The organism is Devosia sp., from assembly GCF_017307495.1.
Lineage (GTDB): Bacteria > Pseudomonadota > Alphaproteobacteria > Rhizobiales > Devosiaceae > Devosia_A.
On sequence record NZ_JAFKHE010000013.1, the window covers coordinates 214,507 to 227,184 of the forward strand.

The window sequence follows — 12,678 nt, forward strand, 5'->3', positions numbered from 1 at the left end:
CCCTGCCGACTCGTCCTCATGCGCGGCCCCGGGGATCGGAGCGTTTTCGCGCCTGGCACGAAACTTGAGACGCGCATTCGGCGGCGCAGGCCGAAAAGCGAGGGGAGAGAGCACGTGCAGGACAGCAGGCGGGTCGCGCTGGTCACCGGGTCGACGAGCGGCATCGGGCTCGCCATCGCGCAGAAGTTCGCGCGCATGGGCTATGCCGTGGCGCTCAACAGCTTCGAACCCGAAACCGAGGTCGCCGATGCGCTGGTGTCGGTCGGCAGCGGCGAGACGCGTTATTTCGAGGCCGACCTCGCCGACCCCGAGGCGGCCTTCGGCCTGGTCGGCGCGGTGATCGCGGCCTTCGGCCGCCTCGATGTGCTGGTCAACAACGCCGGCATCCAGAAGGTCGCCGCGATCGAGGACTTCCCGCCGGCCGACTGGGACCGCATCCGCGCCATAAGTCTCGATTCCGCCTTCCATACCATTCGCGCCGCGCTACCCGGCATGGCCGAGCGCGGCTGGGGCCGCATCATCAATATCGCCTCGGCCCACGGCCTGCGGGCCTCCCCGTTCAAGTCCGCCTACGTGGCGACCAAGCACGGCGTCGTCGGGCTCACCAAGACCGTGGCCCTCGAGGCGGCCGAGAAGGGCGTTACCGTCAACGCCATCTGCCCCGGCTATGTATGGACGCCCCTGGTCGCCAGGCAGGTGGCCGACCAGGCGCGCGTGCACGGGATGAGCGAGGAGGAGGTGATCCGCAAGGTCATGCTCGCCCCGCAGCCGACACGCCGCTTCGTGCAACCCGAGGAGATCGCCGAGCTCGCCGCGTACCTGTGCGGCGACATGGCCCGCTCGATCACCGGCTCGGCCATTTCGATCGACGGCGGCTGGACCGCCAGATGAGAGTGCACGACAACAGCCGCGGGTTGCGGCGCTCCGGGCCGCCACCGGCCATCCAGCCCTTCCGTCACGGCGCCATTGGCGCTATCGCTTGGCTGACCAGGAATTCGCTCTGAGCCCATGACCGCCGCAACCGTCATCGTCGCAGCACGGCGCACTCCCATCGGCTCGCTCAACGGCGCGCTCAGCCCGCTCGCCGGCCACGAACTCGGCGCCATCGCCATCCGGGCCGCCCTCGCCGATGCGGGCATCGGCGCCGACCTGGTCGAGGAAACCATTCTTGGCCAGGTGCTGACCGGTGGGCAGGGCATGAACCCGGCCCGGCAGGCGGCTCGGCGCGCCGGCCTGCCCGACTCCGCCCCCGCCGCCCTGGTCAACCAGGTCTGCGGCTCGGGGCTTCGCGCGGTGGTGCTTGCCCACCAGCAGGTCGCGACCGGCAGCGCCGGCATCGTTGTCGCCGGCGGGCAGGAATCGATGAGCAATGCGCCCCATGTCGCGCCCCTGCGCCAGGGCCGGAAGCTCGGCGACATCACCTTGCGCGACACCGTGGCGAGCGACGGCCTCAACGACGCCTTCTACGGTTACCCGATGGGCGTGACGGCCGAGAACGTTGCCCGCGCCCACCAGATCGGCCGCGCGGCGCAGGACGCGTTTGCCCTCGCCAGCCAGCACAAGGCCTCGGCCGCCAGCCGGGCAGGGCGCTTCGCCGCCGAGATCGCCCCCGTCACCATCGAGGCGCGCAAGGGCCCGGTGACGGTCGACGCCGACGAGCATATCCGCCACGATGCGACGCTCGAGGCCATGGCCCGGCTCAAGCCCGCCTTCCTCGATGGCGGCACCGTCACGGCCGCCAATGCCTCGGGCATCAACGACGGCGCTGCAGCGCTGGTGCTGATGGCCGGGGACGAAGCCGAACGCCGCAACCTGAAGCCTCTCGGCCGCATCGCCGCCTGGGCCCATGCCGGCGTCGATCCGCAGCTGATGGGCCTCGGCCCCATTCCAGCCAGCCGCAAGGCGCTCGAGCGGGCCGGGTGGTCTGCCGCCGATGTCGAGCTGTGGGAGATCAACGAAGCTTTCGCGGCCCAGAGCCTCGCCGTGGTCTCGGAGCTCGGGCTCGACCCCGACCGCGTCAACGTCAATGGCGGCGCCATCGCGCTCGGCCACCCGATCGGCGCCTCGGGCGCCCGCATCCTGGTGACGCTGCTGCACGAGATGGCGAGGCGGGATGCGCGGCGTGGCGTCGCCACGCTCTGCATCGGCGGCGGCATGGGCATTGCCCTGGCGGTGCAGCGTGACTGACACAACCGACATCCTCTGGCAGCCCTCGTCCGAACGGGTGGCCGCGACCGCGCTCGCCCGCTTCGCCACCCGGGCCGGCTTTGCCCCGACCGACTATGCCGGCCTTCACCGCTGGTCGGTCACCGAGCCCGAAGCGTTCTACTCGCTGCTGTGGGACTTTCTCGGCGTTGTCGGCGCCAAGGGCGGCCGCGCCTGGGCTCCCGGCCCCGACCAGATCTCGAGCCGCTTCTTCCCCGAAGCCTCGCTCAACTATGCCGAGAACCTTCTCGCCCGCCCCGGCCCGGGCCCCGCCATCATCGCCCACCGCGACGACGGCACCCGCCGCGAGCTGGGTCGGAGCGAGCTCGAGGCGCTCGTTTCGCGCATGGCGCAGGCGATGACCGCTTCGGGAGTAGGCCCCGGCGACCGCATCGCCGCCATCGTCACCAACGATATCGAGGCCATCGCTGCATATCTCGCCTCGGCGGCGATCGGTGCGGTCTGGGCCTCATGCTCGCCCGATTTCGGCCCGTCCGGCGCCGCCGACCGCCTCGGCCAGGTCGGCCCGACATTGCTCCTCGCGGTCCCCGGCTACGGCTATGCCGGCAAGCGCTTCGACATCGCTGCCAGCATCAATGCCGTCGCCGAGGCCGCCGACATCCGGCAGATCGTGCTGCTCGGCGAGCGCCCCTCCCGCGCAACCTATGTACGTCCGGCCATCACGCTCGGCGACTGGATCGCCCCCTTTGCCCCTGCCCCCATCGCCTATCATCGACAGGGGTTCGACGCCCCGCTGGCGATCCTGTTCTCGTCGGGGACCACCGGCAAGCCCAAGTGCATCGTCCACCGCGCCGGCGGCCTGCTGCTCCAGCACATGAAGGAGCAGGTGCTGCATTGCGACGTCCGGACCGGCGACCGGCTGTTCTACTACACCACCTGCGGCTGGATGATGTGGAACTGGCTGGTATCGGGCCTGGCCGCCGGCGCCACGCTCGTCACCTTCGACGGCAACCCGACCTATCCCGGGCCCGCAAGGCTGCCCGACCTGATCGACGCCGAGCGGATCGACATCTTTGGAACCTCCGCGAAGTATATCGACGGCTGCCGCAAGGCCGGGCTTCGCCCGCGCGACACGCACCGGCTGACCGCCCTGCGCGTCATCCTCTCCACCGGTTCGCCACTCCTGCCCGACAGCTTCGACCACGTCTACCAGGACTGGAAGACCGACCTCCATCTTGCCTCGATTTCGGGCGGCACCGACATTTGCGGTTGTTTCCTCGGCGGGGTGCCGACCCTTCCCGTCCGTCGCGGCGAGTTGCAGGGCCCGATGCTCGGCATGGATGTGGCGACCTACGACGGCGCCGGCCACCCGCTCGCCGGCGAGCCGGGCGAACTCGTCTGCCGCGCCGCCCATCCCTCGATGCCGCTCGGCTTCTGGGGCGACACCGACAACCAGCGCTATCGCGCCGCCTATTTCGAGCGCTTCCCCGGCGTCTGGGCGCACGGCGATTTCGCCGAGCAGCGCCCCTCCGGCGGCTTCGTCATCCAGGGCCGCTCCGATACGACCCTCAATCCGGGCGGCGTGCGCATCGGCACCGCCGAGATCTATCGCCAGGTCGAAACCATCCCCGAGGTGCTCGAGGCCATCGCCGTCGGGCAGGAGTGGGAAGGCGACCAGCGCATCGTGCTTTTCGTCCGCCTGCGCGACGGGACGCGCCTCACCGATGACCTCGCCCAACTGATCCGCCAGCGCATCCGCACCGGCGCGACGCCCCGCCACGTCCCCGCCCGCATCATCGCCGTCGCCGAAATCCCGCGCACCCGCTCGGGCAAGATCTCGGAGGTCGCGGTGCGGGACACCATCCACGGCCGGCCCATCGCCAACGACACGGCGCTCGCCAATCCCGAATGCCTCGCGCTTTATCGCGACCTGCCCGCACTCGCGGGCTGACCGACAAGGGCGCAGCTCGGGCCATTGCCCGGACGACGCTGATCGGCCAAGCTTGCTCCCGCCAAGGGGAGGGCGGACGATGACGAGGTTGGGAGAGGCGCGCGCGCTGGTCTGGCAGCACGGCGTGGTGAGCATCGAGGCCCTGGGCGGCATGGTCGGGCCGACGCTCTTCGTCTTGCCCGACGGACGGCAGGTTGCGCCGTTCCAGGTGGCGCCGTGGGCGAGCGAGCCCGGTGGTGACGCATTGCCCGGCATTCTGAGGCGCCTGCGCGGCGAATGGCCCTGCGTGCCCTTCGGCTCGGATGCCGATCGCGCGCCTTTCGGTGGCTGGCCGGGTTCGAGCGCTGCGGCGACCGTCGATGCGTTTCCGCATGGCTACGGCTCGAACCACGAGTGGCGCTTCGAGGCCGGCGATTCGGGCCGCATCACGCTTGCCATCGACTACCCGGAGGACCATCCCGTCCGCGCGCTGAGGCGCACCGTGACGCCCGATCCCGGCGTTGCCGCCCTCGACTTCGAGCTCGAGATCGACATGCGCCGCGACTGCACGCTGCCGATCGGGCTCCACCCTTCGTTCCGCCTGCCCGCGAAGCTGGGTGCCATGCAGATCGAGGTCGGCTCCGACGTGTCCGGCATGACCTTCCCCGGGCCGGTGGACGCCTCATCGATCTTCGATCAGGGCGCGCTGCTTGAACCGTGGCACGACGTGCCGCTCCGGCAGGGCGGCCGCCTCGACCTGCGCCGGGTGCCGTTGCCGCAGGCCACCGAGGAACTGGTGCAGTTGCTGGACCTGCCCGGTCGGGCCGCGATGTGGAACACGGCCGAAGGCTATCGCGTCAGGCTGGCGTGGAACCCCGACCACTATCCGAGCGCACTGCTCTGGCTCTCCAACCGCGGGCGGACGTTCGCGCCGTGGAACGGGCGACACCTGGCGCTGGGCTTCGAGCCGATCTGCTCCGCCTTCGATCTCGGCCAGCAGGTCTCGGCGGCGGACAACCCGATCTCGCGGCGCGGCGTTGCGACAGCGCGCAGGTTCGCGGCCGGCGACCGGTTCATAACGCGTTATCGGATCGAGGTGGAGGCGGCTGAGATCCTGGATTGATCGTCTCCTCACCCCGACCCTCTCCCCTGCGGGGAGAGGGGGCGATTTGGCACTGACCGCCCAAATGGCGTCCCCTCTCCCCGCTGGGGAGAGGGTCAGGGTGAGGGGCAGTCTCCGCTCTAGTGGGCGAACCGCACCAGTACGGTGCGTATCTCGAGCGGCGCCAGCGCCACGCTGAGCGTCTTGCCTTCGAGCTTCAGTGCTGTGCCTGGATGCTCGATCGGGTCGGCGGACCGAGCGGCGGCGGGATCGCCGGTGAAGGCCACCGTCTGCGTCTGCTTTTCATGCGTCAGATTCTGCAGCCGCAGCGCCACCCAGCGCGTGTCCTCGCCCGGCTTGGTGGTGACCAGCACCGGCGCGTTGCCGGTCGAGAAGTAGCTGTCGGAGCGCTTGCCCGTCGGGGCGATGTCGCGCATCGCCACGGGGGGCACCGTCACTTCGGCCGCAAAGCGCGCGGCGGTCGCGGCATCGGTCGGGCCGGTCCCGGTGGTCAGCCGGTAGCGCAGCGGAATGCGCCCGCTCTGCGCAGACTTGAAGTTCACCAGCCAGTGGTTATTGAGGGCCCAGCTCATGATCGTCGGGCCCTCCGGCTGGAGCGTCCGGTTCCACTTGCCGGTGGTGATGCCGCCCAGGTGCAGCAGCGGCGCATCGAGCGGGACGACGGTGACGTTGCGTTCTCCGTCCGAAACCGAGGCCCAGCGCCCGACGGGGTACCAGTCCTTGGCGGCGCCATCGAGCTGGTCCGTGTTTGGCACGGCGGGGATGCCGTTGAGGTCGATCAGGAAGTCGGCGCGTTGGAGGTTGAACGGGAAGGCGATGAAAACCGCCTCCGCCTCGGGGTGCTCGAGCTTGTCGATCGACCAGTCGACGATGACGGATTTGGTATCGGCATCAAGGGCATAGACGACGGTCGCCGCCGAGACGCCGGGGGCTTCGATGCGCACCGTGATCGAGGCGCGGCCCTCGTAGATTACCGCGTCCTCGAGCATCACCTTGCTCGCCGTCTCGCGCTTCCACGGCGTGTCCTTGTGGCCGGTGAAGAACTCGGGCTTGTCGAAGCTGATGTCGGCGATGGCAAGTCGGTCGTCGGGTGAGGCTACCGTCTCGTAGATGTATTCGCCCGGCCCCCAGCCCTGGTATTTGCCTGCGAAATCATGGTTCTGCGCCTTGTCGAACAGCTCGGCGATGGCGCCGGTCCTGCGGTCGATGCGCACGCGGTAATGGGCGTTCTCGATGGTGTCGCCAGCGGCCTTGAGGTCGGAGGCAGGCACCCCGTCATTGAGGTTGAGGAAGGCGTAGCCCATCGGCGGGATGGTGCCGGCGACGCGGCGGATTTCGGGGTAGGGGCGCGGTCCGCCCCAGGTGCTGCGGCGGTTGAAGAAGGTGTCGAGCATGCCGATGGGAGCGGCGCCGCCGCGCGGCTCCGGCTCCTCGACGATGACCTTGCGCTCCCAGGGAAGCGTATTGAAAACAAGCACTTCCCTGATGCCGGAAGCCTTGAAGGCTTCCTTGGGATCGAGGTTGCCGAGGTTGAAGATGCCTTCCGGACCCTTGGTGCCGAGCGGGGCGGCGAGCGCATTGGCGGCCTTGGCCACGGCGTTGTGGCCCTCCATCGCGGCCGTGTAGGCGAAGCCGGCCTTGCGGTTCCACTGCGCCTGGCTGAACAGCGAGTGCGGGGCCTCGACAGAGGAGTAGGCGCCCCACGTATGCTCGTCGAAAAGCGTCATGGATTCATAGGTTTGGTCGGCGAGGCGGGCGTTCCAGTCGGTGGCGCCCTGGCTCCGGCGCCAGCTTTCGAGCGCTTCGCCGATGCCGACGATCTCGTGCGCGGCGCGGTTCACCCCGACCTCGAAGGCCGACGAGCCGACGCCGTCGGCCCAGTGGTCGGTCCAGTCGCCGCGCTGCGTGCCGATCACATGGTCATACCTGCTGTCCAACAAACGCCCGAAGTCTGTCACGGTGATGAACGCCATCTGAACGTTGCTGCGGGTCTCGTTCCAGCGTTTCACGAAGTCGGGCATGCGCGCGTCGGGCGGTCCGTTGTCGACGCGCACCGGGTGGGTCGACTCGCAGTAGAGGAAATCGAACGGGTAGGTCGGATCGTTCTCGAGTTCCTCGATCCAGCGCGGCAACAACCTGTCGACGAGGTCCCAGTTGCCCAGGCCCGCCTGGCTGCGGCCGAACAGGTAGTGGTAGCCGTTCCAGGCGAGGACCTTCTTGCTCGACGGCCCTTCCCAGCGGAAGGCGCCCGGGAAGGGTTTCGGGCGGGCGCCGCGGATCGGGTTGATGGCGGCGGTGTAGAACGTGATGCCGAGGTCGTGGAGCAGGTCGGCGAACAGCCAGCTGACGCCGTTGACGTCGTCCTGCATGGCGGCTTCGACCTTGAAGCCGAACTCGTCGCGGATGGCGCGCAAGGGGTAGAGCGATCGGTGCATCTGCTCGATATTGAGCAGCGGCGTCAGGTTGTACTGCATGCCGGCGATATCGATGCGGCCCTGCTCGTGCCAGTGCCGGAAGCGCTCGATCTCGCCCTTGCCCGCCTGCCGCAGGTACTTGAGGAACGGCCCCGTGGTCTCGACCGTCCAGCGATACTGCGCCTCGACCGGGTAGCCATCGGTCTTCTCGATCAGGTCGAGGGCCTGCCCGACGAACTCCCCGTGCTGGCGCAGGGCGAGCTCCTGGTAGTCGGTGAAGCCGATATCGGTATGGGCGTGGTTGCAGATGTAGATCGTCTTGATCTTGCTCATTATTTTCCTCCTCCCAACAGGCTTAGCTCAGTGCAATGCGTGTCCAGGCCCGTGGGCCGACGGTGAAACCGATGCGGCCGCCGTTGACGGCGAGCGCCTCCCCGCCCCCTCCGGACAGCGATGTGCGGCTCGCCTTGGTGGGCTTGAAGCCGCCGGCGCCGACCTTGGCCTCCACCGGACTGTCGCCGGGATTGAGCACGGTAAGGGCCAAGCCATTGCCGTCGGTTTCGAGCCGGGTCAGCAGCGCCGTGCCGAGCTCGAGCTTCAGTAGCGACGCCGCCGTGCTCTTCACCGGGCCGCGCTCGGCGTAGACATGGGTCGCGAGTGGCTGGGCGTATGCCAGCGCCGCCTGCGCCGCGGCCCCGAGGTCACGGCGCGGCGAGGGGACGAGGGTGAAGCGGTACTTGCTCTGCCCGCCCTGATCGGCCTGGAAGTTGGTGCTCCAGTAGTTGTTGGTGAGCCAGGCGACGAGGGTCGGACGCTCGCGGGTGACGCGGCCGTCCGGGTCGCCGAAGCGCCCGAAAGTGTAGCCGCCAACCTGCCAGAGGGGCGCGTCGGGGCAGGCCACCGTGACTTCCGACTTGGCATCGCCGATGCGGATGAAGCGCTGCGCGGTGACGTAGTGCCGGCTGGCATAGGGCAGCTGCTCGTCATCGAGCTTCACCACGGCCCCGCCGGTCTCGTAGTGCGCGTCCCAGCCGTTGCCGAGCGCGATGGGCATAGGCAGGTAGAGCGCATGCGGCTCGACGATTGGCTGCTTGGTGACCGTCGCCTCGACATGCAGCACCGGCTCCTCGCCGACGAGGCGATACAGCACCGCCACCTTGTCGCCGTTCGGCAGCTCGAAGCTCTGGACGATGCGCGCATTGCCGCGCTCGACCGCTTCGGTTGTCTCGGTGAGGGTGCCGTCGAAGCGCTCGGCCTGCCAGTCGCGGTGCCAGGCGAGGTGCCAGTCCGGCGACTCGAGGTCGACCTGGTCGAACATGTCGGTGCGGATACCCGAGGCAACGCGCTCGAGCACCGGTACGCCGAACTTCAGGTGCTCGGACGCTGCGCCGGCATATTCGGTGCCGTCGAGCTTCAGCGAGTTGAGCCCGCCCTTGGCGTCCACGGTAACGGTGACGCGGCCGTTCGACAGTACGCCATCCTTGGCCTTGAGGTTCCCGCCGGGCATCACCGCAGCCCTCGAGGCGGGGATGGTGACATAGCTCAGCGCCGGCACTTCCACCGGATCGGTGTAGTAGGCACCATGCTCGGGCAGGTCGGAGGTCACCACGTCCTGCCGCTGGATGCGGTGCGACGAGGGGCCGGTGGGGACGAGGTCCTCGAGGCCGAAGCCGCGCTTGGGATCGGGCGCGTCCGCCATCGGCGGCAGGTACGGGAGGCGGACCGACTGCGTCACCGCAAAGCCGTGCGGGTTGTAGACGAGCAGCGTCGGCTCGTCCCCGCCCGCATCGATGGCGAGGCGCTCGAGCCCGTCGCGGCGCAGCATGCGGGCGACGCTGGCGCCCTCGGCGACGGTCGCGAGCTTCAGCAGCTGCTGGGTGCGCGTCTCGGGCGACCACGGCTGCGTGATCGAGCGATCAGCGCCCCAGGTATGCTCGGCATAGAGCGCGAGGCCCTTGCGCGCGGTGTCATGCAGCATGGCGCGGCGGCGCGGTTCTTCGCCCGGATGCCAGGCATCGAGGCCGGTGGCGGCATCGAGGTCGCGCTGGCCGCGCATCGCCTGAGCGGTTTCGTGCGCGGTCGAGCCGGCGCCGAAATTCCACCAGTCGGTCCAGTCGCCGCGCAGCGTCTGCATGGTTTCGGCGGGCTGCCGACGCACGCGGTCGAAGAACTCGCTGATCGTGCCGAGCCGAAGCTTGATGCCGCCGGTCGAGGCATTGCCCTCGTTGAAGTTGCGAATGAAATCGGGCAGCGCCGCCTGCGGCGAGCCGTTGTCGTGGTAGCGCACATTGGTGATCTGCATCATCAGGAACGGATGCGGATAGCCGGTCGCCTCCCACTTCTTCGCCCAGCGCGGCACGCGGGCGCGGGCCTCCTCCATGTTGGTCGGGATCTGCAGGCTACGGTCCGAGGTCACGCCATAGATGAAGCCGTTATACGCGGTGATGGTGCGGCCCCCCGGCGCCTGCCAGTTGAAGGCGCGCGGCCAGGGTGCCAGGGCGTGGCCGTAATGCTCGTTGATGGCCATCGAGATGCCGGTGATGCCGTGGTCGAGCAGCGCATCGACGACGCCCCAGGGCAGGCCGTTGACGTCGGTGTTCATCGCCGAACGGACGGGGATGCCGAGGTCGCGGAAGAACTGCAGCGGCTTCAGCACGTCGAGGACCATCGAGTGGTCCATCAGGGGCGTCATGTGCCAGCCCATGCCGGCGACTTCGATCTGCCCGCGCTTCACCGCCGCGAGGAAGCGGTCGCGGTCGGCATTGCTGGCGTGCACCCACCAGTCCATCGTTCCGCCGGTGACCTCGCAGGTCCAGCGGAACTTCGCGTCGTCGGGGTAGTCGGCGGTGCGCTCGGCGATATCGAGTGCCTCGTCGATGAAGCGGCGGTGCAGCTCCATCACCACCGGCTGCGGGTGCGTGTAGCCGATATCGGTATGGCTGTGATGGACGAACAGAATCTCGTTGATCATGGGTGGTCCGCGAAAGCTGGAGAGGGTGGAGTGACGCCTCAGAAGGCGGCGAGCTTGACCGAGAGCGGCGTGCCGATCTCGAAATGCTGGAGCGGCTCGGAGAGCTTGCCGTTGGCGACGCGGAACACGGTGAGCCGGTCAGAATCCTGGTTGGCGACCACGAGGTGCTTGCCGGACGGCGAGAAGCAGAGATCGCGCGGCGTCTTGCCGCCGCTCTTCATCCGCGCCGTCTGTGTGAGTCTGCCGTCCGCGCCGATCCGGAGCACGAGGATCTCGTCGCAGACACGCAGCGACACGAAGAGGTGCCGATTGTCTGGCGCCAGCAGGATGCCGGCCGACTGCACGATGCCGCCGTCGAGCGAGGGGACGCGGAAGGCGTCGCGCTGGGTGAGCGCGCCGGTGGCCGGATCGACCGCGAGGCTGACGACGGTTGCAATCAGCTCGCTGACCACGAACAGCGAGCGTCCGTCCGGATGGAAGACGAGATGCCGCGGCCCGAGGCCTGGCGGGAAGCTGAAATCCTTGCCCGGCGCGCGCGCCAGGCTGCCGTCGGCACCAAAGTCGTAGGCCACGAGCCGGTCGATGCCGAGGTCGGAGACATAGACGGTATTGCCGGCGGGGGATTGCACCACGCAGTGCGCGTGCGCCGTTGTCTGCCGCTCGCGGTTCGGGCCGCTGCCGGTATGCACCACGCTGGCCACGGCCGCGCCCAGCGACCCGTCGGGCCCGATCGGAAACACCGTCAGCGCCGCGTCCGGATAGCCTGCCGGGTTGGCACCATTGTAGTTGGCGACGAGCAGGAATCGGCCGTCGCGCGACAGGCTCGCGTGGCAGGCTTCGTTGCCCAGCGTCGGCTGCCGGTTGACGAGGCGCAGCCCGCCGGCCTCGACCGCATAGGCGGCGACGGCGCTCTGGTTGGTCCCGCTGATCTCGCAGGTGGAATAGAGCCGGCCGCGCCCCGCGTCGGTGACCAGCCAGGCCGTGTCGTCGACTCCGCCGGTCATGTCGACGAGCCTCAGCTCGCCCGTGTCGTCGTCGAAGGCCAGCCGGCCGATGCCCTGGCCGTTGGCGGCGCCGTATTGCGGCATCGGGCGCGTGAGGCTCCCGGTGAATGCGTAAGTTGGCACGCTGCCCTCCCCATTTGCCCTGCTTCGTGCCGCTTTTTCGCGGCTTTCCACGGCCCGAGGGCCGCTGTCGGAAGTCAATTGACACGACTAGTATGGTAGAACTACAAGTATTTGACAAGGGAGGAAGCTGGCATGAACGAACCAGCCAAAGGGGCGTCCAACACGGTCCTGGTGACGGGCGCGGCCATGGGCATCGGCCGCGGCGTGGCCGAGGTGCTGAGCGAGCAGGGCAGGAATCTCGTGCTGTTCGACCTCAACGCCGACGCACTGAACGCCACGTCGAAGGAGCTCGGTGGCAGGCATGCGCTCAAGGTCGGCTCGGTCACCAGTCTCGCCGACTGCGAGGAGGCGGTGCACATCGCCGTCGCCCGCTTCGGCGGCCTCGGCGGCGTCTCGCACAATGCCGGCATCCAGACCTATGGCGACGCCGTCAGCACCACGCCGGAGCTGTGGGCCAAGACCCTCGACACCAACCTCACCGGCGGCTTCTACGTCGCCAAGGCGGCGATGCCCGAGCTCAGGCGCAACAGGGGCGCCATCGTCCTCACCGCCTCGGTGCAGGGCATGGCGGCGCAGAAGGGCGCGCTGGCCTATGTCGTCGCCAAGCACGGGTTGATCGGGCTCGTCACCGGCATGGCGATGGACGAGGCCGAGAACGGCGTGCGCGTGCTCGGCGTGGCGCCGGGGTCGGTCGAAACGCCGATGCTGCGCTGGGCCATCAACCAGGACCCCAACCCCAAGGCGCTCGACGAGGAGATCGACGCCATGCACCCGATCGGGCGGCGCGGCCAGCCGCGCGAGATCGGCGAGGTGATCGCCTTCCTCCTCTCCGACAAGGCCTCGTTCATGACCGGCGAAACCGTGCGCGTCGATGGCGGCATGCTCGCCCGCATCCCCGGCGCGCCCAAGAAGGCCGACGGCAAGTCCACCTAGAGATTTTGAGTTCG

General features: G+C 68.9%; 8 protein-coding genes. 5 read left to right on the forward strand and 3 right to left on the reverse strand.

Annotated features, from left to right (window positions below; genetic code table 11):
* Positions 1 to 114: 114 nt before the first annotated feature.
* The 4 genes from J0I99_RS04400 (at position 115) to J0I99_RS04415 (ending at position 5,219) form a co-directional block, all read left to right on the forward strand.
* Positions 115 to 891 carry a 3-hydroxybutyrate dehydrogenase gene (locus J0I99_RS04400; protein ID WP_291391351.1) on the forward strand — a complete coding sequence of 259 codons (777 nt, stop codon included), beginning with the start codon at positions 115 to 117 and terminating at the stop codon, positions 889 to 891.
* Positions 892 to 1,008: 117 nt separating this feature from the next.
* Positions 1,009 to 2,187 carry an acetyl-CoA C-acetyltransferase gene (locus J0I99_RS04405; protein ID WP_291391350.1) on the forward strand — a complete coding sequence of 393 codons (1,179 nt, stop codon included), beginning with the start codon at positions 1,009 to 1,011 and terminating at the stop codon, positions 2,185 to 2,187.
* The gene (locus tag J0I99_RS04410; RefSeq protein WP_291396111.1) at positions 2,180 to 4,117 is read left to right on the forward strand and encodes an acetoacetate--CoA ligase; all 1,938 of its coding nucleotides are present in this window, start codon (positions 2,180 to 2,182) and stop codon (positions 4,115 to 4,117) included. The genes J0I99_RS04405 and J0I99_RS04410 overlap by 8 nt, the downstream gene beginning before the upstream one ends.
* A 79-nt stretch (positions 4,118 to 4,196) precedes the next feature.
* On the forward strand, positions 4,197 to 5,219 hold the full coding sequence (locus J0I99_RS04415; protein ID WP_291396112.1) for a hypothetical protein: 1,023 nt from the start codon (positions 4,197 to 4,199) through the stop codon (positions 5,217 to 5,219).
* Positions 5,220 to 5,338: 119 nt separating this feature from the next.
* On the opposite strand, the gene J0I99_RS04420 is transcribed toward J0I99_RS04415, so the two are convergent.
* Genes J0I99_RS04420 through J0I99_RS04430 form a run of 3 tightly spaced genes read right to left on the reverse strand, consistent with a single transcriptional unit; the run spans position 5,339 to position 11,731 of the window.
* Positions 5,339 to 7,966 (reverse strand): glycoside hydrolase family 38 C-terminal domain-containing protein, encoded by a 2,628-nt coding sequence (locus J0I99_RS04420; RefSeq protein WP_291396114.1) that lies wholly within the window; start codon positions 7,964 to 7,966, stop codon positions 5,339 to 5,341.
* 22 nt (positions 7,967 to 7,988) lie between these two features.
* Positions 7,989 to 10,604, reverse strand: coding sequence for a hypothetical protein (locus J0I99_RS04425; protein WP_291396116.1), 2,616 nt, complete (start codon positions 10,602 to 10,604; stop codon positions 7,989 to 7,991).
* Between the two features lie 38 nt (positions 10,605 to 10,642).
* Positions 10,643 to 11,731, reverse strand: a complete 1,089-nt coding sequence (locus J0I99_RS04430) for a lactonase family protein (protein WP_291396118.1) — start codon at positions 11,729 to 11,731, stop codon at positions 10,643 to 10,645.
* A gap of 132 nt (positions 11,732 to 11,863) precedes the next feature.
* Between J0I99_RS04430 and J0I99_RS04435 the strand changes: the two genes are divergently transcribed.
* Complete coding sequence (locus J0I99_RS04435; protein WP_291396121.1) at positions 11,864 to 12,664, forward strand: SDR family NAD(P)-dependent oxidoreductase; 801 nt, start codon at positions 11,864 to 11,866, stop codon at positions 12,662 to 12,664.
* Positions 12,665 to 12,678: the final 14 nt, after the last annotated feature.